General features: G+C 42.8%; 26 protein-coding genes and 3 pseudogenes. 20 read left to right on the forward strand and 9 right to left on the reverse strand.

Annotated features, from left to right (window positions below; genetic code table 11):
- The first annotated feature begins 266 nt into the window (after positions 1–266).
- Positions 267–1,271 (forward strand): NADPH-dependent aldehyde reductase Ahr, encoded by a 1,005-nt coding sequence (ahr, locus tag VL20_RS11445; protein WP_052276575.1) that lies wholly within the window; start codon positions 267–269, stop codon positions 1,269–1,271.
- Between the two features lie 28 nt (positions 1,272–1,299).
- Complete coding sequence (locus tag VL20_RS11450) at positions 1,300–2,076, forward strand: Uma2 family endonuclease (RefSeq protein WP_052276576.1); 777 nt, start codon at positions 1,300–1,302, stop codon at positions 2,074–2,076.
- Between the two features lie 125 nt (positions 2,077–2,201).
- On the opposite strand, the gene VL20_RS11455 is transcribed toward VL20_RS11450, so the two are convergent.
- From VL20_RS11455 to VL20_RS33765, 3 genes are all read right to left on the reverse strand, one after another.
- Positions 2,202–2,402: a glutamine synthetase inactivation factor IF7A gene (locus tag VL20_RS11455; protein WP_002758764.1), complete on the reverse strand. Its 201-nt coding sequence runs from the start codon at positions 2,400–2,402 to the stop codon at positions 2,202–2,204.
- A gap of 288 nt (positions 2,403–2,690) precedes the next feature.
- Positions 2,691–3,278, reverse strand: a complete 588-nt coding sequence (locus tag VL20_RS11460; RefSeq protein ID WP_052276577.1) for a hypothetical protein — start codon at positions 3,276–3,278, stop codon at positions 2,691–2,693.
- Between the two features lie 375 nt (positions 3,279–3,653).
- Entirely contained in the window at positions 3,654–3,797 is a 144-nt protein-coding gene (locus VL20_RS33765) for a transposase (protein WP_323131939.1), read from the reverse strand.
- Here VL20_RS33765 and VL20_RS11465 point away from each other — a divergent pair.
- From VL20_RS11465 to VL20_RS11495, 9 genes are all read left to right on the forward strand, one after another.
- Positions 3,796–5,364, forward strand: a complete 1,569-nt coding sequence (locus VL20_RS11465; protein WP_052276578.1) for a bifunctional ADP-dependent NAD(P)H-hydrate dehydratase/NAD(P)H-hydrate epimerase — start codon at positions 3,796–3,798, stop codon at positions 5,362–5,364. The two genes, VL20_RS33765 and VL20_RS11465, sit on opposite strands and share 2 nt — an antisense overlap.
- Positions 5,365–5,887: 523 nt before the next feature.
- On the forward strand, positions 5,888–7,693 hold the full coding sequence (locus tag VL20_RS11470) for an aspartate kinase (protein WP_052276579.1): 1,806 nt from the start codon (positions 5,888–5,890) through the stop codon (positions 7,691–7,693).
- 279 nt (positions 7,694–7,972) lie between these two features.
- On the forward strand, positions 7,973–8,311 hold the full coding sequence (locus VL20_RS11475; RefSeq protein ID WP_284526106.1) for a hypothetical protein: 339 nt from the start codon (positions 7,973–7,975) through the stop codon (positions 8,309–8,311).
- 135 nt (positions 8,312–8,446) lie between these two features.
- Positions 8,447–10,786: a tetratricopeptide repeat protein gene (locus tag VL20_RS11480; RefSeq protein WP_284526169.1), complete on the forward strand. Its 2,340-nt coding sequence runs from the start codon at positions 8,447–8,449 to the stop codon at positions 10,784–10,786.
- A gap of 150 nt (positions 10,787–10,936) precedes the next feature.
- Entirely contained in the window at positions 10,937–11,068 is a 132-nt protein-coding gene (locus tag VL20_RS32585; protein ID WP_284525852.1) for a hypothetical protein, read from the forward strand.
- Between the two features lie 138 nt (positions 11,069–11,206).
- On the forward strand, positions 11,207–11,338 hold the full coding sequence (locus VL20_RS32590; protein ID WP_284525853.1) for a hypothetical protein: 132 nt from the start codon (positions 11,207–11,209) through the stop codon (positions 11,336–11,338).
- Positions 11,339–11,615: 277 nt separating this feature from the next.
- Positions 11,616–11,837, forward strand: coding sequence for a hypothetical protein (locus VL20_RS11485; protein ID WP_002780223.1), 222 nt, complete (start codon positions 11,616–11,618; stop codon positions 11,835–11,837).
- Positions 11,834–12,229 (forward strand): type II toxin-antitoxin system VapC family toxin, encoded by a 396-nt coding sequence (locus VL20_RS11490; protein WP_052276582.1) that lies wholly within the window; start codon positions 11,834–11,836, stop codon positions 12,227–12,229. Before VL20_RS11485 ends, VL20_RS11490 begins: the two co-directional genes overlap by 4 nt.
- On the forward strand, positions 12,219–12,398 hold the full coding sequence (locus tag VL20_RS11495; RefSeq protein ID WP_052276583.1) for a tetratricopeptide repeat protein: 180 nt from the start codon (positions 12,219–12,221) through the stop codon (positions 12,396–12,398). Before VL20_RS11490 ends, VL20_RS11495 begins: the two co-directional genes overlap by 11 nt.
- A gap of 232 nt (positions 12,399–12,630) precedes the next feature.
- On the opposite strand, the gene VL20_RS11500 is transcribed toward VL20_RS11495, so the two are convergent.
- Both VL20_RS11500 and VL20_RS11505 read right to left on the reverse strand, forming a co-directional pair.
- Positions 12,631–12,855 carry a type II toxin-antitoxin system HicA family toxin gene (locus VL20_RS11500; protein ID WP_002748708.1) on the reverse strand — a complete coding sequence of 75 codons (225 nt, stop codon included), beginning with the start codon at positions 12,853–12,855 and terminating at the stop codon, positions 12,631–12,633.
- The gene (locus VL20_RS11505) at positions 12,855–13,067 is read right to left on the reverse strand and encodes a type II toxin-antitoxin system HicB family antitoxin (protein WP_002749012.1); all 213 of its coding nucleotides are present in this window, start codon (positions 13,065–13,067) and stop codon (positions 12,855–12,857) included. The genes VL20_RS11500 and VL20_RS11505 overlap by 1 nt, the downstream gene beginning before the upstream one ends.
- A gap of 86 nt (positions 13,068–13,153) precedes the next feature.
- On the opposite strand from VL20_RS11505, the gene VL20_RS32595 reads away from it, so the two are divergent.
- From VL20_RS32595 to VL20_RS11535, 7 genes and pseudogenes are all read left to right on the forward strand, one after another.
- A complete protein-coding gene (locus VL20_RS32595) occupies positions 13,154–13,279 on the forward strand; it encodes a hypothetical protein (RefSeq protein ID WP_284526107.1) in 126 nt (41 codons plus the stop codon).
- A 346-nt stretch (positions 13,280–13,625) separates the two neighbouring features.
- Positions 13,626–13,865 (forward strand): hypothetical protein, encoded by a 240-nt coding sequence (locus VL20_RS11515; RefSeq protein WP_002735146.1) that lies wholly within the window; start codon positions 13,626–13,628, stop codon positions 13,863–13,865.
- Between the two features lie 35 nt (positions 13,866–13,900).
- The gene (locus VL20_RS11520) at positions 13,901–14,326 is read left to right on the forward strand and encodes a type II toxin-antitoxin system VapC family toxin (RefSeq protein ID WP_002756072.1); all 426 of its coding nucleotides are present in this window, start codon (positions 13,901–13,903) and stop codon (positions 14,324–14,326) included.
- A gap of 66 nt (positions 14,327–14,392) precedes the next feature.
- A pseudogene (locus VL20_RS32600) lies at positions 14,393–14,449 on the forward strand (hypothetical protein); the annotation flags it as partial.
- A 314-nt stretch (positions 14,450–14,763) separates the two neighbouring features.
- Positions 14,764–14,898, forward strand: a complete 135-nt coding sequence (locus VL20_RS32605) for a hypothetical protein (RefSeq protein WP_272079517.1) — start codon at positions 14,764–14,766, stop codon at positions 14,896–14,898.
- Positions 14,899–15,033: 135 nt separating this feature from the next.
- Positions 15,034–15,297 carry a type II toxin-antitoxin system Phd/YefM family antitoxin gene (locus VL20_RS11530; RefSeq protein ID WP_002756068.1) on the forward strand — a complete coding sequence of 88 codons (264 nt, stop codon included), beginning with the start codon at positions 15,034–15,036 and terminating at the stop codon, positions 15,295–15,297.
- Positions 15,297–15,551, forward strand: a complete 255-nt coding sequence (locus VL20_RS11535; protein WP_052276585.1) for a type II toxin-antitoxin system RelE family toxin — start codon at positions 15,297–15,299, stop codon at positions 15,549–15,551. The genes VL20_RS11530 and VL20_RS11535 overlap by 1 nt, the downstream gene beginning before the upstream one ends.
- Positions 15,552–15,894: 343 nt before the next feature.
- On the opposite strand, the pseudogene VL20_RS11540 reads toward VL20_RS11535, so the two are convergent.
- Together VL20_RS11540 and VL20_RS11545 are read right to left on the reverse strand one after the other, a co-directional pair.
- Positions 15,895–17,087: pseudogene (locus VL20_RS11540) on the reverse strand (Coenzyme F420 hydrogenase/dehydrogenase, beta subunit C-terminal domain).
- 115 nt (positions 17,088–17,202) lie between these two features.
- On the reverse strand, positions 17,203–18,120 hold the full coding sequence (locus tag VL20_RS11545) for a histone deacetylase family protein (RefSeq protein WP_052276586.1): 918 nt from the start codon (positions 18,118–18,120) through the stop codon (positions 17,203–17,205).
- 278 nt (positions 18,121–18,398) lie between these two features.
- Here VL20_RS11545 and VL20_RS11550 point away from each other — a divergent pair, with 278 nt between their 5' ends.
- Both VL20_RS11550 and VL20_RS11555 read left to right on the forward strand, forming a co-directional pair.
- A complete protein-coding gene (locus tag VL20_RS11550) occupies positions 18,399–19,280 on the forward strand; it encodes an alpha/beta fold hydrolase (RefSeq protein ID WP_052276587.1) in 882 nt (293 codons plus the stop codon).
- Positions 19,281–19,445: 165 nt separating this feature from the next.
- A pseudogene (locus VL20_RS11555) lies at positions 19,446–20,477 on the forward strand (glycosyltransferase family 2 protein).
- 274 nt (positions 20,478–20,751) lie between these two features.
- Here VL20_RS11555 and VL20_RS11560 read toward each other — a convergent pair.
- Positions 20,752–22,176 (reverse strand): ammonium transporter, encoded by a 1,425-nt coding sequence (locus tag VL20_RS11560; RefSeq protein ID WP_052276588.1) that lies wholly within the window; start codon positions 22,174–22,176, stop codon positions 20,752–20,754.
- 175 nt (positions 22,177–22,351) lie between these two features.
- Positions 22,352–23,788 carry an ammonium transporter gene (locus tag VL20_RS11565; protein ID WP_052276589.1) on the reverse strand — a complete coding sequence of 479 codons (1,437 nt, stop codon included), beginning with the start codon at positions 23,786–23,788 and terminating at the stop codon, positions 22,352–22,354.
- Between the last annotated feature and the right edge of the window lie 204 nt (positions 23,789–23,992).

Consider the following 23,992-nt stretch of genomic DNA (forward strand, 5'->3'; position numbering starts at 1 on the left):
CCATTGCATAACACAAACCGAAGAGCCTAATTATGACTCTTAAACTATATTATTGTCCTTGAGTAAAAAATGCAAGTTGTAGCCGTGCAAAGTATAGCATCAAAAAATCACCCTTGGGACTATTTGGCGATCGCTGGTAGGATCAAATCCGTTCCCTTCTCTCCACTTCCCACTCCTCTATACCTTGTAAACAGGATTTAGTGCAAGCCATACTCAGAGCAATTTAGGATAAGATAACCAATAAACCGATCCTAGAGGACTTAATCATGATTAGAGCCTATGCTGCCCGAGAAAAAGGGGGAAAACTAGAGCCTTTTGACTACGATCCGGGTATATTAGCGGATGAAGATGTAGAAATCGCGGTGGAATATTGCGGCATCTGCCACAGTGACCTAAGTATGCTCGATAACGATTGGGGACTGACCACCTATCCCTTTGTCCCCGGTCATGAGGTGGTCGGTACGATCGCCGCTCTTGGTGCTAAAGTCAAAGAGTTAAAATTAGGGCAAAGAGTCGGTCTTGGTTGGTTTTCCCGTTCCTGTTCCATCTGTGAAACCTGTATGTCAGGGGATCAAAACCTTTGTGCTACTGCTGAAGGAACTATCGTCGGTCGCCATGGTGGTTTTGCTGAAAGAGTCCGGGCCCATCATAGTTGGTTAGTTCCCTTACCGGACCAGTTAGATGCGGCCAAAGCTGGCCCGCTTTTTTGTGGTGGCATTACCGTCTTTAATCCGATTGTTCAATTTGATATTAAACCCACGGACCGAGTTGGTGTCATTGGTATTGGTGGATTGGGCCATATAGCCTTAAAATTCCTCAAAGCTTGGGGCTGCGAAGTAACCGCTTTTTCTAGCAGTCCCGACAAAGAAACAGAAGCAAAAGAACTAGGTGCGACTCATTTTATCAATTCCAGAGACCCCGAAGCCTTGCAATCGGTACAAAATTACTTCGATTTCATCATCTCTACCGTTAACGTTAATCTCGATTGGGGTCTTTATATCGCCTGTTTACGTCCCAAAGGTCGTCTGCACATTGTTGGGGCTGTTCTTGAACCCATGGCTACCTATGCTTTTCCCTTGATTATGGGTCAAAAATCGATTTCTGGCAGTCCTTTGGGTAGTCCCAGTACCATTAATAAAATGATCGAATTTGCCTCTCGCCATGGCATTGAACCGGTGACAGAAACCTATCCTATCTCCCAGGTGAATGAAGCCATGGAAAAATTGCGAACCGGACAACCTAAATATCGCCTCGTCTTGCAAATAAAATAAAACCATCTCTATCCCGGACGTAACCCCGATGACTCAACCCCTCACTCCTCCAGTTATCGATTGGCAAGAACCACCCATTCCCCCGGAAGACTTGATTTTTGATGATGGAGAACCTTTGGAAACGCACCGTCACCGCAAGGCCATGAATGTCTTAATCGATTCTATCGAACAAGCCTATCAGGATCGAGAAGACTTTTTTGTTGGCGGTAATATGTTTATTTACTTTAGCCGTGAGCGGGTTTTTAATAAAGATTTTCGTGGCCCCGATTTTTTCGTTGTCCTCGATATCGATGGTAGTTATAAACGACAAGGATGGGTGGTTTGGAACGAAAACGGACGTTATCCCGATGTGATCGTGGAATTAATGTCAGAAAGCACCGCAAAAATCGATTTAACTACCAAAAAAAACCTCTATGAGCGGACTTTTCGCTGTTCCCAATACTTCGTTTATAATCCCTTTGATGCCACTTCCCTGCAAGGTTGGACTTTAGACCCAAATCAATGCTATCAAGAAATTATTCCCGACCAGCGCGGTTGGTTATGGTGTCAACGTTTGGGATTATGGTTAGGAGTCTGGATGGGCAGCATCCAACGAGAAGAAGCCCCTTGGCTACGTTTTTATGACCTAGACGGCAATTTAATTCTCCTACCTGCGGAATTAGCCGAAATCGAACGTCAGAATGCTGAAATCGAACGTCAACGCGCCCAGGCAGCCTATCAACAGGCTGAAAGCGAACGTCAACGTGCGGAACGTTTAGCGGCGCAATTACGGCAATTAGGCATAAATCCCGATGAAACCCCGTAATCGGCCCAGGACTGACCCCTATCTCTAAAAACCGAAAGCCCACACCTTCCGATCTCGGTTTGTGTGGGCTGATTGTTCACTTAATTCTAAGATTGAAAGCTGATACTTTGGCGAAATCTCAGACCCTAACTGAGAGTAACACCAGAGCGATCGTAAGTTTGTGAAGAAAAGTCGGCCGAGAAGCGACGTTGAACGGTTTCCCCGTAGCCATTGTCATTGTCAATACCGATTTCAGAAGCACTTCTCCCTAACATCGATTGTTGACGATTTTTGACGGCGTGGTGGTGACGCATCATTAAGGCGCGAGCTTGTTGTTCTGTGGACATAATCATTTCCTCCGAGCTGCAAATAGTGTTTCGAACTTTTTTAATCACCCACTAATATATATAACATACAATTCTGTATCTATTTTTACAAAACGCCCTAATCCCAGAAAAATTAACAAAACTTTACAATAGGAGGCAGAAGGCAGAAGGCAGAAGGCAGAAGGCAGAAGGCAGAAGGCAGAAGGCAGAAGGCAGAAGGCAGAAGGCAGAAGGCAGCTTTATTCACCCCACACCCCACACCCCACACCCCACACCCCACACCCCCACACCCCAAGACATCAATCGCCTTTATACCTTAATCGAACTAGGTTCATCGACGGCGGCGATAATACGATGACAACCGGAAAAGGGTTGCGCCCATTGATACTGGTGTTCTAAAGGATTACCCCAACAGAGACCGAGATATAATTCTGTGCGCGCCACATCTAATTCCGCCCATTCGGACTGGGCGACTAATTCGGCTAGAGAATCGGCAGAAATGGGACGACGGGAGTTAAGCGCCCACCAAAAATTCATATTAGGGGTGATACTGTTCCAAAACTCTAAAACCGAGGCTTTGGCAGCCATGAGAATTTCCTTGTCACCCGCCACGGCAACTAATTGATTATGAATTTCGGGATAACGGAGAGTGCGATCGCCCCATTGACAAACACGCCAGATAATGCCCGAAACCTGATATTGTTGTTGATAATCGTGAACTTGGCGGCGAAAATCCTGATAGGCGAAGACTTTGCCCGCCTTTTCTAGATTGATCGCCTTGGCAATCACCGGATTATCAATGCGCTCCGCCGGGGAGAGTAACAGACGTTCCCCTTTGCAAGTGGCGTGCATTTCTCGCTCGAGGATTTCAATTAACTGCTGTGTCGAGTAAGCCATACTACCGCTCTTACCTGAGAGAGGATTTCTCTTTATGATAAAATAATTTAGTAATTAGGGTTGGCTGAATAAATCTAAAAACCTTGTTGGATAAGACTTTTAGACTTTTTTGTCCTCAAAAAGTGCCAGCTGAGAGTGATCGGGGCGAAAATTCTGGGACTTTTTCCCTGAAAATTAGGTAATTGACCGTCTGAAAATGGGTAAAACCCTACACCCCACACCCCACACCCGGCCCCCACGAAAAACTTTTTGCCGCAAACCCTAATTAAGCGACTAAGCTAAGACGCATCTTAACCGCCTATCCTTAGATTAGCTGAATTTCCCCCAATCCCTTTACTATTGCCTCTTGCCTCTTGCCCCGTCTCAACAAGCAATTTAAATGCTTGACAGCTTACTAACTGTTTTAAGGTTAGCAATTAACTTGGATAAAGCGATGTCAGGCTTGTAATCGATAATCAGGTGAACGTAATCCGAAAAAAAGTGATCTAGACCTGTTAACAGGCAATTTATCCCTCGAATGAGCTACAATTATCGCTCCAACGTGGTTAATAGCGAGCAGATGCGTCGCATTGAAGGGGCGATTTTTGCCTCCGGTATGCCTGTGGCTGCTTTGATGGAAAAGGCAGCCCTGTTAACGGCACAAAAGTTTAAAAAGTCCTATTCTTTGGCTGATTTCCCCAAAATCGGTGTTATCGTTGGCCCTGGTCATAATGGCGGCGACGCTCTCGTGATTGCTAGAGAATTACATCTCGCTGGTTATCAAGTATCTCTTTTTTGTCCGATCGCCAAACTCAAGGATTTAACAGCACAACAGGCGAATTATGTCAAGCATTTGGGCTTAATTTTTCAGAAAACTTTAGAATCTTTGGAGGATTGTCAGTTAATTATCGATGGTCTTTTCGGTTTTGGTTTAGAAAGGACTTTATCGGCAGATATTGCCCAATTAGTCGATAAAATTAATGGTTGGCAAAAACCGATAATTAGTATCGATATTGCTTCGGGAATTCACACCGACACCGGAGAGGTTTTAGGCACGGCAATTAAAGCCACTCATACCTTTTGTTTGGGACTCTGGAAGCGAGCTTTTTTCCAAGATTTGGCCTTACCCTATCTAGGCAAAGTGGAGTTAATTGACATAGGAATTAGTCCCCTTGACCTAGAAACAATTTTACAAGATTCACCCCCAATTCTGAGGGTTAATCCCGCTCTAATTCGCCCTTATTTACCTTTACCCCGTCCTCTCCTTACCCATAAATATCAGCAGGGACATTTATTAATTATCTGTGGTTCTCGTCGTTATGCAGGGGGGGCAATTCTCGCCGGATTAGGAGCGCGAGGTAGTGGTGTGGGAATGCTTTCTATTGCTGTTCCTGCTGCCCTTAAATCTTTATTAATTAGTCATTTACCAGAAGCATTAATTATCGATTGTCCCGAAACTGCCACGGGAGCTATTGCCGAACTTCCCCTAGAATTAAATAATTATCATGTCCTCGCCTGTGGTCCTGGATTAACCACAGAAAATCCCGCTATTATCGAACAGGTTTTAGATAGTGATAAGCCGATTATACTCGATGCCGATGCTTTAAATATTTTGGCTCAATTGGGTATAGAAAAATTATCATCTCGCCAGAATAAGACAATTTTAACGCCTCATTGGGGAGAATTTAAACGCTTATTTCCTAACTTATCAGATTCTCAAGATAGGATTAATATTACTCAAGAAGCATCTCAACAAAGTGGTGCAATTATCTTATTAAAAGGAGCCAGAACTATAATCGCCTCCCCGGAAGGTAAAATGTATATAATCCCCGAAAGTAGCTCCGCTTTAGCGCGAGGTGGTAGTGGTGATGTCCTAACAGGATTAATCGGCGGATTCTTAACCCAAATGCCGGATAATCCCCCGGAAGCAACCGCATTAGCGGCTTATTTACACGCTCAAGCCGGCATTTTAGCAGCCCAAGAAAGGACAGAATTAGGAGTAGATGGAGTAACTTTAGCTAATTATCTATTTGCTGCCCTTAAAGATTCGATCCCCCCTGCCCCCCTTGATAAGGGGGGTGCCGATAGGCGGGGGGATCAGAATTGATAATTTTTACTGTATCTAAGTAGCTGGTTATAATTAAATTAAAAATGGATTTTAGGCTCGATCCCCCCTGCCCCCCTTGATAAGTACCTAAGCAAAATTAATTACACATTTCGATAAAGCTTTTGCCTCTTGCCTATTGCCTCTTGCCTGTCTTCACTAGAAAATTTATTTTGCATGACTACTTAAGGGGGGTGCCGATAGGCGGGGGGATCAGAATTGATAATTGTTACTGTATCTAACATTAAAATATCTTTCATAATACCCACCAAACCTAAGAGAGCCAAAATATTATTAATAGCATAAGTGTACTGGATTTAAACTGAGTAGGGGTATTTTAGTACAAATGCTCGGACTACCTCAACCTAGCTCTGGCGCTCCCTTCTCCGCTGCAGTCTTAAGGATTAATTTGGATAGTCGGCATTTGATAAAACATAAGGAATGTTAACCAAAACCACTTATCGTTAAGGAAGTTTGATAAGTTGGAGATTGAACAAAGTATAGAAAGTCTCTAGTGCTGACAACTATGGCTGTAATTGTCCAAAAATACGGTGGTACATCGGTAGGTTCCGTGGAACGCATTCAATCGGTCGCTCAACGGGTCAAAAATACGGTAATAGCAGGAAACACCGTGGTGGTGGTCGTTTCTGCCATGGGGAAAACCACCGATGGATTGGTCAATTTAGCCAAACAAATCGCCGCCGAACCCTCGCGCCGGGAGATGGATATGTTATTATCCACGGGGGAACAGGTAACAATCGCCTTGATGAGTATGGCCCTAGAGGAAATCGGACAACCGGCCATCTCCCTAACCGGCGCTCAAGTGGGAATTGTCACGGAATCCGAACATAGTCGCGCCCGTATTTTAGAAATTAAAACCGATCGCCTTTCCCGTCATCTATCGGAGGGTAAAGTAGTTGTGGTCGCCGGTTTTCAAGGTGTCAGCGATAGTGATCAACTAGAGATTACCACCCTAGGGCGCGGTGGTTCCGATACCTCGGCCGTGGCCCTAGCGGCCGCCTTAAAAGCCGATTTTTGCGAAATTTACACCGATGTACCCGGTATTCTCACCACTGACCCCCGTTTAGTCCCCGAAGCGCGTCTTTTGGACGAAATTACCTGCGATGAGATGCTCGAATTAGCCAGTTTAGGGGCGAAAGTTCTCCACCCGCGAGCGGTGGAAATCGCCAAAAACTTCGGGGTTCCCTTGGTTGTCCGCTCCAGTTGGACAGAGGAGCCGGGGACTTGGGTGACATCCCCGGCACCGAAACCGCGCACCCTGCAAGGATTGGAATTGACAAAAGCAGTGGATGCGGTGGAATTTGAGGGCAATCAGGCGAAAATCGCCCTTTTACGGGTTCCGGATCGTCCGGGTATCGCTGCCCGTTTATTCGGGGAAATTGCCCATCAACAGGTGGACGTGGATTTAATTATTCAATCGATTCACGAGGGTGACAGCAACGATATCGCCTTTACGGTGATGGGAAATGCCTTAAAAAAAGCCCAATCCGTGGCCGAAGCGATCGCGCCGGTTTTACGTTCCCATCCCACTAATACAGAGGAAGCGGAAGTGATCATCGAATCCGGGGCTGCTAAAATCGCCATTACCGGCGCTGGTATGATCGGCCGGCCGGGAATTGCCGCCCAAATATTTAGCACTTTGGCCGCAGCGGCAATTAATATCGAAATGATCTCCACTTCTGAAGTAAAAGTCAGTTGTGTCATCGATGAAGCGGACGGAGAAAAAGCAATTAAAGTCCTTTGTGATGCTTTTCAAGTGGAGTATTCTGCTAAAGTTGCTAATCGCGAAATCCCTAAAAATTTAGTCCCAGTCAGGGGAGTGGCCCTAGATAATAATCAGGCCCAAATGGCCATTCGTAACGTCCCCGATCGCCCCGGGATGGCGGCGAGAATTTTCTCGGTTTTAGCGGCAAAAAATGTCAGTGTTGATATGATTATTCAATCCCAACGCTGTCGCATTGTCGATGGTATTCCCCGACGAGATATCGCTTTTACTTTACCCCAAGCTGATGCTAATTCCGCCCAAAAAATCCTCTTAGAACTATCGGAAAGTTTGGGTTTACAGGAAGTAGTGGTTAATAATGATGTGGCGAAAGTGAGCATTGTTGGTTCGGGAATGGAAGGACAACCGGGGGTAGCAGCACGCTTTTTTGAAGCTTTAGCAAAGGAGAAAATTAATATTTTGATGATTGCTACTTCTGATATAAAAATCAGTTGTGTGGTGAATCAGGAAGATGGAGTCAGGTCCCTACAAGTGGTTCACGCCGCTTTTGGATTAGCTGGACAGGGTAAAATTGAAGTACCCGCCTAAATGAAATTACAAGTTCTATGATGGGGGTAAGAGTTGTTTATATTGTTGGCAACTTAACCCCCCAAAAACCCGATAAATAAGTTAACCCTCATCACCCCGATTTTATCTATGGACCCTCTTACAGGAGCAGCGATCGCAGTTGGTTCGATTAAGTAGTCATGCAAAATTAATTACCTGCCCGATCGAGCTAAAACCCTTACGGGGCAATGATCGTCATGTGTAAATAATTTTGCCTAGGTACTTATTGCCACTAAAGCGTTAGAGAAAACTGGTGAAAAAGTGGGAGAGAAAGTTTGGCAACAAACAGAAAAATTTCTCACTTCCCTGAAACAAGTTTCTCCGGATACTGTCACCGCAATTGAAAAAGCACCCGAACAACCTTTAGATTATGGACAGGCAATTCTAGAGGTGGAATCTGTTGCTAAAACCAGTCCCGAATTAAGCCAAATTATGACCGAGTTGGTTAAAGCGATAGAAGCGGAACCTTCCCTTAAAGAATTGGTTAATAATACCCTTAAATCTCAATCTCAACAAGCCAGCTTTATCAATAATCAAAAATTACCTGATTCCATAAAGAATCTTTTTCAAGGTAATACATTCATTGGCAATACTTTCTGACTGCAGCCGCCTGTTCAGGAACAGGTTAAACAACATCCTCACAATTTATCTAATAGTAATATCCCTAAATTTGTTGGTAGAGATCAGGAATTAATTGAATTAAAAACTCAATTACAAAAATCCCAAAAGCTTGCTATATCTACCTTAACGGGAATGGGAGGCATAGGTAAAACCGAACTAGCCCGACAGTTTGGCTGGCAACAATGGCGGGAAAAAGCCTATCCGGGGGGTATATGTTGGTTAAATGTGGCAGAAAGTGACGGCGGTTTTATCGGTACTTCTATTTTAGATTTTGCGCGGGTACATCTCAAATTAACTTTACCAGACGAGGGAGAATTAGACGTAAAAATTCGTTATTGTTGGCAAAACTGGTTAGCGGGAAATGTCCTAATTATTTTTGATGATGTGCGGGATTATCAGCAAATTAGGGATTATTTACCACCGCAAGAAGACAAACGCTTTCAGGTTTTAATTACCACTCGCAAGGAATATTTATCAGCGACAATTGCGACTTTTCGGGTAGAAGTATTAAAAGAAAAAGATGCACTTGATTTATTGCGTTCCTACCTTGTAGATAACAGAATTGACACACAAATCGAGGCAGCTAAATTATTATGTCAGGATTTGGGTTATTTACCCTTGGCGTTAGAATTGGTGGCAAGGCTGCTGGTACGGCGACAGGATTGGAAAATCAGCAAAATACGGGAGAAATTAGCCGAAAACGGCTTAGATGAGCCAATTTTAGACAAAAATCCCAAGTTTCATGGGGAAATGACTGCGGAAAGAGGGTTAAAAGCTGCCTTTAATCTCAGTTGGGAGGAGTTGCATAGCGAACCAGAAGCGCAAATTTTGGCACTTTATCTCAGTTTATTCGCTCTTGCGCCCTTTCCCAAGGGAATGATTCTGGATTTATTTCCCGATGAAGATGGGGATACAGTGGAGGAATGGTTAACCGATAGTTTAGTTCACCTGAGTTTAGTTCAGGATAATCGTGATGGTTGGTATGAAATTCATCCCCTGTTGCGTCGCTACTTTCGGGATAAGTTAGAAGCATCACCCCACGCAGAACCCGCAAAACGCCGTTATTGTGAGATTATGGCCAAAAAATCGGCAGAAATGCCCCAGAATCCCACTGTAGAAATCGTTGAAGAATTTAAACCTTTCCTTCTCCATCTACAAGCATCTGTCGGGGAATATCCCCAATATATCGCTGATGAGGATTTATTTTGGTCCTATACGGGTTTAGCTCGTTATTATCAAGGACAAGGATTGTATGCTATTGCTGAACCCTACTATCAAGCTTGTTTAACCGCAACTCGAACCCACTTAGGAGACAATCATCCCCATGTGGCAACTTCCCTCAACAATTTAGCAGCATTGTACTATTCCCAAGGCAGGTACACAGAAGCAGAACCTCTCTATCTAGAAGCTTTAGATTTGAGAAAACGACTCTTAGGAGACAATCATCCCCATGTGGCAGCTTCCCTCAACAATTTAGCAGCATTGTACGATTACCAAGGCAGGTACACAGAAGCGGAACCTCTCCTTCTAGAAGCTTTAGATTTGTGTAAACGACTCTTAGGAGACAATCATCCCGATGTGGCACTTTCCCTCAACAATTTAGCAGCATTGTACTATTCCCAAGGCAGGTACACAGAAGCAGAACCTCTCTATCTAGAAGCATTAGATTTGTATAAACAACTCTTAGGAGACAATCATCCCCATGTGGCAGCTTCCCTCAACAATTTAGCACACTTGTACCAATCCCAAGGCAGGTACACAGAAGCGGAACCTCTCTATCTAGAAGCATTAGATTTGAGAAAACAACTCTTAGGAGACAATCATCCCGATGTGGCACTTTCCCTCAACAATTTAGCAGCATTGTACTATTCCCAAGGCAGGTACACAGAAGCAGAACCTCTCTATCTAGAAGCATTAGATTTGACAAAACGACTCTTAGGAGACAATCATCCCGATGTGGCAACTTCCCTCAACAATTTAGCATACTTGTACCAATCCCAAGGCAGGTACACAGAAGCAGAACCTCTCTATCTAGAAGCATTAGATTTGTTAAAACGACTCTTAGGAGACAATCATCCCCATGTGGCAAATTCCCTCAACAATTTAGCACTATTGTACCAATCCCAAGGCAGGTACACAGAAGCAGAACCTCTCTATCTAGAAGCATTAGATTTGAGAAAACAACTCTTAGGAGACAATCATCCCCTTGTGGCAACTTCCCTCAACAATTTAGCATACTTGTACCAATCCCAAGGCAGGTACACAGAAGCGGAACCTCTCTATCTAGAAGCGATTAATATTGCTACCCAAGGATTAGGGAAAAATCATCCCCATACCCAAACCTTTTATCAGAATTATCTGAGGATGTTATCCCAATTACCCGAAGCAGAATTAAGACAACGGTTTCCCGATGAGGTGGTGGAGATGTTGAAACCAAAACCCCCTCATCCCTGAAAACAGTCTTAACTGTGATTGGAATGTTGAATGATGAACTATGACTAGGAACCTAGTTAAGAGTGGATTAGAGATGAAGATTGATTGAATGAACCAATCATAGTTAAGAGCGTTGGAAAATAGGGTTCGTAGGCGCACGGATTTTCCATTATGAATATAATATCATGTCAAGTCGCCTTTGTCAAGAGAAAATTTGACAACATCCAGACAAACGTTATTGTAGGGGTAATTCATGAATTACCCCTACACCTATTACCTAGTCCAGTAACCCACCACCATTAACTGTGATTGGAATGTTGAATGATGAACTATGACTAGGGAGCTAGTTAAGAGTGAATTAAAGATGAAGATTGATTGAATGAACCAATCATAGTTAAGACCGTTGGAAAAGGGGGTTTGTAGGCGCACGGATTTTCTATTATGAATATAGTATCCTGTCAAGTCGCCTTTGTCAAGAGAAAATTTGACAACATCCAGACAAACGTTATTGTAGGGGTAATTCATGAATTACCCCTACACCTATTACCTAGTCCAGTAACCCACCACCATTGACAGTGATTGGAATGATTGGAATGATGAACTATGACTAGGGAGCTAGTTAAGAGTGAATTAAAGATGAAGATTGATTGAATGAACCAATCATAGTTAAGACTGTTGGAAAAGAGGGTCTGTAGGCGCACGGATTTTCCATTATGAATATAGTATCCTGTCAAGTCGCCTTTGTCAAGAGAAAATTTAACAACATCCAGATTTAGTCGTAACCCATCACCTATCATTGACTATGATTGAATTAACCACTGCTCACTGCTCACTGATAACTGATAAAGCTATGACACTCAAAGAAGAACTTATTAAAGAAATTGAAACAACTCCCATTTCTCTGCTGCCGGAAATCCTGCATTTTGTCCAATCTATAAAAACAAAACATCCAGACGTTGACTTTATGGAATTTGCTGGTATGGCAGCAGATATAGAAAATACTATGCAAGAGATTGTCGAAGAAGCAGAAGCTAATCGTCAACTCGATTTAAAACGGATAAATGACTTATGAAACAAGCATTACTTGATACCAATATCCTCTCTTATTTTTTACGAGGCAATCCCGCAGTAATTGAACAATTCCGCATCTATCGACAACACTATACTTATATATCGTTTTCAATCTTTACCTATTACGAGATTAAAAGTGGTTTATTGTATAAAGATGCACGAAATCAACAACAACAATTTGAACGTCTTGTAGAAGTCAGTGAAGTAATTGGTTATGATCGTGAAATTAGTGATATAGCTACTCAAATATACGTTAATCTTAGAATAAAAGGACAACTAATTACCCCGATTGATTTGTTTATTGCTGCGACTGCTATTTATTGCGATTATACTCTGATTACAGCTAACATTAAGCATTTTCAAAATATTCCCAATCTTAGTTATGAAAATTAGTATCTCTCAACAATTTAGCACTATTGTACTATTGTACTATTTTCAGGTCAGGTACACAGAAGCGGAACCTCTCCATCTAGAAGCGATTAATATTTTCAGGGAAGGATTAGGGGAAAATCATTCCCATACCCAAACCGTTTATCGGAATTATAGGGGGATGCTGTCTTAACTATGATTGGAATGATTGAATGATGGACTATGACTAGGGAGCTAGTTAAGAGTGGATTAGAGATGAAGATTGATTGAATGAACCAATCATAGTTAAGACCGTTGGAAAAGAGGGTCTGTAGGCGCACGGATTCTCCATTATGAATATAGTATCCTGTCAAGTCGCCTTTGTCAAGAGAAAATTTAACAACATCCAGACAAACGGGGACATTAAGCTTAAATCAAGATTGAAATTACAGCAGACGAATAAATTCTTCTTGTGTCAGTTCAGCATCGCGTAAAATTTTTAAGAGTAATCCTTTTCCGACAGTTTTCCCCCGATGAACTGGTACGGTGACAACTCTTCCATCTTCATGTTTTAAGCGCAGATGACTTCCTTTTTGTCGGATAGATTGAAACCCTATTCTCGTTAAAGCTTTGATAACTTCATCACCTGTTACTACCGGTAATTTTGGCATCAGATAGACACCTTTTCAATTCCAACAAACTCCGATACATCTTCAGGATTGTCATCTTCCAAGCAAAGTTCAATCACTTCCCTGATATTCTTCATCAATTCATCAATCGTTTCCCCTTGACTGTAACAACCCCGAAGTTGAGGAACTTCCCCAACATAATATCCATCCTCATCCCGTTCAATGACAACATAAAACTCTCTTTGATGGTTCATGGTTCTCAATCCTTAAAAAAATTATCGCTATCTAAGCGATTATTGAGACTTGAAAATAGGGTCTGTAGGCGCACGGATTTTCCATTATGAATATAGTATCATGTCAAGTCGCCTTTGTCAAGAGAAAATTTAACAACATCCAGACAAACGTTATTGTAGGAGTAATTGCGGAATTACCCGTACACCTATTACCTCGTCCAGTAGTCCAGTAGGGTGCGTTAGACGGCCAAAATTTCCGCTTTAACTTCAAGCTAACAATCCGTCGTAACGCACCACCACCATTGACAGTGATTGGAATGATTGAATGATGGACTATGACTAGGGAGCTAGTTAAGAGTGGATTAGAGACAAAGATTGATTGAATGAACCAATCATAGTTAAGACCGTTGGAAAAGAGGGTTTGTAGGCGCACGGATTTCCCATTATGAATATAGTATCCTGTCAAGTCGCCTTTGTCAAGAGAAAATTTAACAACATCCAGATTTAGTCGTAACCCATCACCTATCATTGACTATAATTGAATTAATCACTGATAACTGATTAGCAAGGAATAAAACCATGAATACTAAAGAGAGACTATTACAAGAGATTGAACAAGCACCAGATTCTTTAATAGAAGAAACTTTGAACTTCCTACTTTCAGCACAAGCTAGTTATGCTAAATCTGAAAGTAATGTAGGGGAGGCAATATTAAAGCTTCTGGAAGAGATGCCATTAGACAATGACGACTTAGAAAAGTTGCCTATAGATCTTGCTAATCAACATGACCATTATCTTTATGGAGTTCCCAAATCCTAAGCAAAGCCGAAACTAAAGTTTATAGCATCCTAGCAATGAAAACCATATTTGCAGACACATTTTATTGGGTTGCTCTCATTAACAATCGTGATGATTGGCATGAGAAAGCTATAGAAATGACAAGGAAACTCCAGCAGGTAACAATAGTGACAACCGATGAAGTCTTTATTGAAGTTTTCAACAATCTATCTGCTTATGGAATGTCAGTTAGACGAAAAACCTTACAAGTTATTAGAGGCTTACAAAATAATCCCCAAATCTTAGTTATACCTCAAACTCATCAGACGTTCCAATCAGGATTAGATTTATATCAAAATCGTCCAGATAAGGATTACAGCTTAACAGATTGTATATCCATGCAAACAATGCGCCAAATGAATATAAATGAAATTCTTACCCACGATAAGCATTTTACACAAGAAGGATTTTTCATTTTATTTCAAAATATAGAGTTACATTAGATTTGAGACAACGACTCTTAGGATACAATCATCCCGATGTGGCAACTTCCCTCAATAACTTAGTACATTTGTCCTTATTGTCAAGGCAGATACTCAGAAGCAGAACCGCTCTATCTAGAAGCGATTAATATTTTCAGGGAAAGATTAGGGGAAAATCATCCCCATACTCAAACCGTTTATCAGAATTATCTGAGGATGTTATCCCAATTACCCGAAGCAGAATTAAGACAACGGTTTCCTGAGGAGGTGGTGGAGATGTTGAAACCAAAACCCCCTCATCCCTGAAAACAGTCTTAACTGTGATTGGAATGATTGGAATGATGAACTATGACTAGGGAGCTAGTTAAGAGTGAATTAGAGATGAAGATTGATTGAATAAACCAATCATAGTTAAGACCGTTGGAAAAGAGGGTCTGTAGGCGCACGGATTTTCCATTATGAATATAGTATCCTGTCAAGTCGCCTTTGTCAAGAGAAAATTTAACAACATCCAGAAAAACGTTATGGTAGGGGTAATTCATGAATTACCCCTACACCTATTACCTAGTCCAGTAACCCACCACCACCATTGACAGTGATTGAATTAGTCACTGATGAACTACAATGATGGATAATTATAGGAGGATGCTGTCTGGAGTGTGATTAGGTGAGATTGTTAAATCCCTACAATAATTTTTATTATTTCATCATCAAAAAAAGGATTAATTATGATCAAAAAAATTAAAATCGCCGATGCTCAAACCGATTTACCCAGTCTCGTTAAATCGGTTACAGAAGATAACAAAATTTATGCCATTGAGAATCAGGAAGATTCTGTAATTTTGATTTCCCAAAAAAACTATGAAAGTTTACAAGAAACCATCGAATTACTATCTATTCCCGACTTAAGAGAAAGCTTACAACTATCTCTACAGCAAATTAATGAAAATGAAACCTATTCTCTTGAGGAAGTGTTGGGAGACATTGATTAATGGTTTATGAAGTCAGATTTACCAAAGAAGCTAAAAAAGATGTTGATAAGCTAACCCCTAAACTTAAGAAGAAACTGAAGTCAATTATCCAAGATACCCTGAGTATTTCTCCCTATAGTGGCAAAAAATTAGTAGGAGATTTAACGGGTTTCTACTCAATTCGCTTAAGTTATCAAGATAGAATACTTTACACCATTAATGATGAACAGAAGTTAATCTATATTCATCGTACTAAAACCCATTATGGCGAATAAACTAGACCTTGAAAATTCTTGAAAACTAGGGTCTGTAGGCGCACGGATTTTCCATTATGAATATAGTATCATGTCAAGAGGCTTTTGTCAAGAGAAAATTTAACAACATCCAGAAAAACGTGGCCGATTGTAGGGGTAATTCATGAATTACCCCTACACCTATTACCTAGTCCAGTAGGGTGCGTTAGACGGCCAAAATTTCCGCTTTGACTTGAAGCTAACAATCCGTCGTAACGCACCACCTATCATTGACTTGAGGCGAAGCATTCGGACGATAACCTATCGCTGAAACCGTAGATTTCCTATCCGAATGTTTCGCCCCTACTTTTTCAGCATACCCTAATTAATCGGGCAATTTATACTGTTCCACAATCTTTTTAGCATATTCAGGAACATGAGCCGCTAATTTTTCAGGATAATTACGTTTAACATAAAGGTAATTACGGGTAAAGTGAGAATCGATGGAAAAGCGAGCATATTCTAAACCTTTAGGCCCGATTTTTTCAATTACTACTCCCATCATTTTTGCCGCCCACATCGGCAAGGTTACACCTTTATCATAGGCGGGAATGCTATTTTGTACAGCTTGTTTTCTATCACCACTAGACATAACATCTTGGGTATCTAATTGATCTTTAACTAACTCTAACATTTCCTTGCCCGTATCATTACGAACCATAATCCATTGCCAGCCAAAAGGCGCGCCCATATAGCCCACAACCAAATCGGCAAGGGAGTTAACATAATCAAAACAAGTCATACAGGAAGGGGCAAAAACATCTTTTAATTTATTAGTTTTTAAGCCAAAAAAGGGAACCATTTCCATCGAGCCATCTTCGTGTTTAAAGTGTACCCGAAAATCCTGCATAAATTCGTAATGAACCACGGTTTCTGGGGAACGACTGGTAGTTTCTAGAAACTTTTGCAGTCCTGAGCGGGTGACATTATCGACGCAGGGAGTTCCTAAGACATATAACTTTTCTAAGCCTAATTTTTTTTCTACTGCTCTTAGGGCTTGAATTTGACAACCAACTCCGATAACTAATAACCGTTTCATGCCCGATTTTTCAATTTCTTCTAGGACTGATAAATTGGGAGAAAGAGTCGGTTTATTGACTTTAGCGGCGAGAATTTCTTCCGTGGTACGGGCGAGAATCGGCTGCGGTTGAAAGCGATCCTCGGCGGTATTCTGCACACAAACCACCCCTTCTACTAAACCACGATTGAGCATTTCACAGGCAATTGTGCTGACAATTCCTGTCCATTGCGCCCCCGGAATAGCTTGTTTTTCTTGGCAGCCATCATATCTTGATGAACACCAAAATAGAGATCATTTTCCTGATTTAAGTCGCGACTTTTGCCGTGTGCTGCTGCTTCTAAATCGGCGATTTGTTGATTGAGAAAAGCACAAGCTTCTTTAACATAGTGAATATAATAAGTGTCACAAAGTCCGCACTCGCTACACAATTCTTTGGCAGGACGACGACTATTTGGCTTGAGGGCTTTGGCTTTTAGGTGTGGCGCAAGCGAGTTCATAATCTTAAAAGGCAACTAGGTCAAGGGTTTTTTTCTATCGATCGTTTACCTTACCGCATTCGATCGCTTTGTTACCAATCTTTTTAAAGAAATGTAACGATTACCCGGATTAGGATCAGAGCAAAGCTTCTAAGGTGGCGACGACGGAAGCCGCTAAAGCTTCTAAATCATAACCGCCTTCTAAGCCGAAAAGCAGCGGTTTATCGAGAGTTAAGAGGTATTTCGTTAAAATTCCATAATCTTGTGGGTGTAGACAAATGCCCGCCAGAGGATCCGCTTGATTGGCATCATATCCAGCACTAACAATCACTAAATCCGGTTGAAAATTTTTCAGAAAAGGTATGACTTGCCCCTCAAAATGTTCTTGATAATCTTTAATGGTACTCCCCGCCAGTAAGGGAATATTCAAAACATTATTAAACTCACCTTTTTCTCTCGCTTCTCCCGTGCCGGGATAAAAGGGGAATTGATGGAGGGAACAATAGGCAATCTGGGGATGATTTTCAACTATATCCTGGGTGCCATTGCCGTGATGTACGTCCCAATCAAGAATCGCTACTTTTTGCACTCTTTTGTTTTCTAAAGCATAATAAGCGGCAATAGCAGCATTAGAAAACAGACAGAAACCCATGCCATAATTAGAAGTGGCATGATGCCCAGGAGGACGGGCTAAAATAAAGGCAGGATCGCCGGTGGATAAGACTCGATCGACTCCATCTAACCAGCCACTAACCGCTAGTAACGCCACATCGTAACTACGGGCAGAAACGGGAGTATCTGCATCCAATCTTCCCCCACCCTGTTGACAAATTCGCCGCAATATATCAACATAATCTTGATTATGAACTTGTTTAATCAAAGGGATTACTTCGTCACGAATTTCGATCGGTGTCGGTAAATGCCATGTTAATTTTGACTGCCATTCTGTTTGTTTTAAAGCCTCGACAATTGCCGTTAAACGCGCCGCTTTTTCGGGATGGTAAATACCTGTATCGTGATCGAGAAATTCATCGGAATAGATAATCGAGATCATAATCAAATTACTGCTTAAGTAGCTGGTTATAATTAAATTGAAGATAGATTTTGGGTTCGATCCCCCCTGCCCCCCTTATTAAGGGGGGTGCCGATAGGCGGGGGGATCTGACAGTTTTTAACACCTAACTGCTTAACTCGTTGATTTTTGAGCAACCTAATAGTTTTAATCTACCAGAAAAGCAGCGGATTGAGCGGCTATAGTGAAAAAACTTTACTGATTGGGTCACTTTTGCCAGATGATGCAATTATCTTTCCCCAAGGTGACAGGAGGCAAAAATGCTGACAAATTTTCGGAAATTTCAGCTAGAAGTTAATGACATTACTATCAATGGTGTCAAAGGTGGGCGCGGTTTTCCGCTGCTTTTGCTTCATGGTTATCCCCAAACCCATCAAATGTGGCATAAAATCGCCCCCCGATTAGCGGCTAATTTTACGGTGATCGCCACGGATCTGCGCGGCTATGGGGATAGCGATAAACCCTTACCCCTAGAGGATTCTAGCAATTACTGCAAGCGAGTCATGGCCCTCGATCAGGTATTGCTGATGGAAAAATTGGGTTATCAGGAGTTTTATCTAATCGGCCACGATCGAGGGGCGCGAGTTTCCCACCGTCTCGCCCTTGATTTTCCCAAAAAGGTCAAAAAACTCGTTTTACTCGATATAGCACCAACGATGGCGATGTACGATGCGACTGATAAAACTTTTGCCACTGCCTACTATCATTGGTTTTTCTTGATTCAGCCTTCTCCTTTTCCCGAAACCCTGATCGCCGCTAATCCCGATTATTATCTGCAACATTGCTTGCAAAGTTGGGGTCGAGATTTTAGCGCTTTTACAGAGGAAGCTTTGGGGGAATATCGGCGTTGTTTTCGAGATTTAAGCACGATAACCGCCACTTGTGCCGATTATCGGGCTGCCGCTACCATCGATTTAGAGCATGATCGTCAGGATTTGGACCGGAAAATTTCCTCTCCCCTCTTGGTTCTTTGGGGAGAAAAAGGTTTCATTGCACGTCAATACGATGTGATCGCTCTTTGGCAGCAGCGAGCTAATCAAGTCACCGGACAGGCGATCGCCAGTGGTCATTTTTTACCGGAAGAAGCACCGGAAGAGACGGGACAGGCGATCGAGGATTTTCTTCCGAATTCTCTGAGTTAAGTAGGGAGGCACAATTATTTGTAGGATGGGTTAGCGGTAGCGTAACCCATGCGGGAGTTGGGTTTCATGGTTCAACCCAACCTACGTTCATCTTATATTTAATTCCACCCACCTACTTAGGAGTCAGATTTTTCAATCAATTACTGGTCAAATATTATTATGCAAATGCTAAAATATTCCCTGATCGTCCCCATCTATAACGAGGAAGAAACTATTGCCGAACTATATCGCTGGGTGAGTGCCATCATGAATAATTTAGATGGGGAGGTAGAATTAATCCTAGTAAATGATGGTAGTAAAGATAGTTCCTTAAAACTGCTGCGAGAACTGCACCAAGCTGATTCACGAGTGTGTTATATCAGTTTCGCCCGCAATTTTGGTCATCAAGCGGCCGTAACTGCTGGACTTAATTTTTGCCGAGGACAAGTAATTATTGTTTTGGATGCCGACCTGCAAGATCCACCTGAATTAATTCCCCAAATGATTGAAAAATGGCAAGAGGGTTATCAAGTAGTTTATGCCCAAAGAACCAAAAGAAAACAAGAAAGTTGGTTTAAAAAACTGACGGCCTATCTCTTTTATCGTTTGCTTAAAAGACTAGCCGATGTGGATATTCCCGCCGATACAGGAGACTTTTGTTTAATGGATCGTCAGGTAGTAGATATATTAAATTCTCTCCCGGAAAGAAATCGTTATATTCGTGGGTTGCGCGCTTGGATTGGCTTTCCACAAACTGCGGTTAAATTTGAACGGGATGCGCGCTTTGCCGGGGAAGTAAAATATACCTTTAGCAAATCATTATCTTTAGCTATTAATAGCCTAGTATCTTTTTCCCGTGTCCCCTTACGTTTTGCCACCTATCTAGGATTATTTTCTGCCCTGATATCTTTGATTATGGCTCTGTTAGTATTATATTGGCGTTTACAGCAGCCCAACTCACCGATCACGGGTTTTGCCACGATTATGATCGCTATATTTTTTCTGGGTTCTGTACAGCTAATTAGCATCGGAATAAGTAGTCATGCAAAATTAATTACCTGCCCGATCGAGCTAAAACCCTTACGGGGCAATGATCGTCATGTGTAAATAATTTTGCCTAGGTACTTACTAGGAGAATATATCGGTAGAATTTACGAGGAAGTTAAAGGCAGACCCACCTATACAATTGCTGAGTTAGCTGGCTTACAAATTTCTTGATTCTTGTCAGTAAGAATCGGTAATTTTTTGCTGTTTTGCCCATCTGGATCAAACTTGATCCGCCTTGGCGATCGCTAATCATTAAGCCTTGGCGGAGAGTTTCTCGGTCTCGGAGAATCTTCGTACAATAACGATCGAGCATTCTTTGCCAGCGACGGACAGGATCACAATCCCCGGTGACAGAGACGAGACGACCAAAAACGGAATTTTTTAGCCCAGTTTCACAGAGACGAAATTTCGCCTCTGTTGGCTGGATCGATAGCTGATTAAATCGCTAATAATTTTCTTGCGGATTTGTGGCGGGAGGATTTTCTTGGTAGGAAAAGCTGCTACCAAACTCGAATTCCTGTCCGTAGGCTTCCTCTCCGTGTTCAGGAACATCTAACCCTTCTGCTTCCGTATTCGGTTTAACCCGCAGCTCCATAAATAGACTGAGAATTTTCAGGATAACAAAAGTACCCACGGCAGCAAAGATATAAGTAGCGGCAACGCCAACAAATTGCGTCCACAGTAACCCCGCATTCCCAAAAAATAAACCATCATTTCCAGCTGAATTAACCGATTTTGTGGCAAAAAGCCCCGTAAGCAGCGCCCCTATTGTCCCGCCGACACCATGGACAGGATAGGTATCCAAAGAATCATCAAAGCGCAATTTTGCCCGCAGACTAACCGCAAAAAAACAGGTAAGGGCAGTGATCGAACCAATGAGAATCGCCCCAATCGGCAGCACATAACCGGCAGCGGGAGTAATACCCACTAATCCCCCTAAAAATCCACTAGCAATACCGATCGCCGTCGGTTTACCCCGTAAAATCCATTCTATAAGCATCCATGTCAAACCACCGGCCGAAGCGGCGATACTGGTATTAACAAAAGCTGTCGTGGCCAGGGAACTAGAGGAAAGCGCACTACCACCATTAAAACCAAACCAACCGAACCAGAGTAAACCGATACCTAGGAGAACAAAAGGCACATTATGGGGTGCATAGGTTTGGACACCAAAACTACGCCGCGGACCGATCATCCAGGCGGCCACCAGTGCGGAAATCCCGGAACTAATGTGAACAACGGTTCCACCAGCGAAATCCAGCGCCCCAGTGGCTGCCAACCAACCCTTACCCCAAACCCAGTGAGCTAGGGGAGAATAGATAAAGGTCGACCAAAGCAGTAAAAACCAAAAATAGGCTTTAAAGTTGACCCGTTCCACGATCGCCCCCGAAATTAAAGCCGGGGTGATGATGGCGAACATCATTTGATAGACCATAAACACTTGATGGGGAACGGTGGGTGCATAACCGATATCGTCAGGTGCGGCGGCGGTGACACCGTTGAGAAAAATCCAATCTAGTCCCCCGATAAAAGCTTCAATTCCCTCGCCAAAACCACTTTTACCCAGGGTGACATCGAAAGCGAGACTATAACCCCAAAGCACCCAAGTTACACCGATGACGCCCATGGCCACCAAACTCATCATCATGGTGTTGAGGACGTTACGGGAACGTACTAAACCCCCATAAAAAAAAGCCAGTCCGGGGGTCATTAATAAAACTAAAGCTGAGGAGATCAGCATCCAAGCTGTATCTCCAGCACTAATCGGATTGGGGGGAGCGGCGGCGACGGTTTCCGCAAAAACTGGGGCAACTCCGCAATTGAATCCCAGTCCCAGCAAAAGTATGGTTATTCCTACGATCTTTTTCATTGACGGTTGGTGGTTAGTAGCAAGATTAATTTTTTCTGTCCGGAAACAGACAAAAAACCGAAAGAGAAAAGGTTTAGAAGGTAATTGTAGCCACCGATCGCATTGGGGCGAGGCCTTCTTCCTTTTCTCTTTAACTTTGTCGGGGATAGATTAATCTATCTTGACAAGGTTCACCTTAACGAGCGCTAGGCGTTTCCATGTCAACACTGGAAGCATAATAGCCACCGGCAACGATATCGGACTCCTTGACGAAACCGCTATAGGCTTCCATCCCGTGTTCACCCACATCCAAACCTTCTAATTCTTCTTCGGGAGTAACACGAATACCGAGGGTAGCCTTGAGGATTGTCCAAACAATACCACTAACAATCAGGGTAAATGCCCCTACTGCCACAATTCCGATAATTTGGTTAATAAACAGTTGGAATTGACCGGTGATTAAACCCGCATCTTTGTTGAAGATACCCACGGCTAAGGTTCCAAACACACCACAGACGAGGTGAACGGAAGTCGCACCCACCGGGTCATCAATTTTCAGGTTATCGAAGAAAGCCACCGAGTAAACCACGACCACACCGGCAATTAAACCGATAATTAAGGCCGACCAATAGGATACACCATCACAACCGGCGGTAACGGCTACTAAACCAGCCAGAATACCGTTAATAATCATTGAAAGGTCGGGTTTACCATCTTTCGCCCATGCGGTCAAGGTAGCGGCAATGCCACCTGCAGCCCCGGCGAGGTTAGTGGTGACAGCGATATAGGGTACAGTTTCATTAACTGCCAAAGTAGAGCCGGGGTTAAAACCGAACCAGCCAATCCAGAGAATTAAACAACCCAGGGTCGCGATACTCATGTTATGGCCGGGTAAGGCACTGGTGCGACCGTTGATGTATTTACCCATTCTCGGGCCGAGAATTGCCGCCCCGGTTAAAGCAGACCAACCACCCACCGAGTGAACCACCGTCGAACCGGCGAAGTCTTTAAAACCAAGGTCAGCTAACCAACCGCCACCCCAAACCCAGTGACCAGTGATCGGGTACATGATACCGACGATAATTAAGCTAAAAACGAGGAAATCGACGAATTTAATCCGTTCTGCCACCGCCCCAGATACAATGGTTGCCGCCGTTCCCGCGAAAGCTACTTGGAACAGGAAGAACACCGAGGTGGGCAAAGAGGCAGGCATAACGTAGGTGGCGGGATCGCTACTGCTAAGGAACCAGCCTCCTGTACCGAAAAATTCGTTACTGACAGACCCAAACATCAGGGAGAAACCGATCGCCCAAAATGATATGGTGGAGAGGGCGAAAACGATCAGGTTTTTGGCCAGAACGTTAACGGCGTTTTTCTGACGACAGAATCCCGTTTCTAGCATCGCAAAACCCGCATTCATAAAGATCACGAGGATGGCGGCAATTAAAACCCAGATTGTATTAAGGGCGTTTTGGACATCTTCGGGGGTTAGGGGTTTCGCATCTTGGGCCTGTACGGCTGTGTTCCAAACCACGAAAATAATCGCGGACAAAGGAACACAGGCTAACCAGACAGGGTTAATTTTCGGTAACAAACCGACAAGTTCCCCAGATTTTCGAGCAATTCGTTTCATCGTTAATTCATTTACTTTTTTGAGTTAGTAGGTCGATTCATTACTGTTGAAAATAATTACCGAGCAATTATGTCCGTTCAAACGCTAAATCCTAGGAACAGAGGTCAATCATTTCAGAAGACCAAACACCTAGGGATTTATCTTGAGGTGTGAGTAGTCAATGTTTTTTGATCTTTGTTTTTTTTTATTTGAGATTTCTGTATC

Source organism: Microcystis panniformis FACHB-1757 (assembly GCF_001264245.1).
GTDB lineage: Bacteria > Cyanobacteriota > Cyanobacteriia > Cyanobacteriales > Microcystaceae > Microcystis > Microcystis panniformis.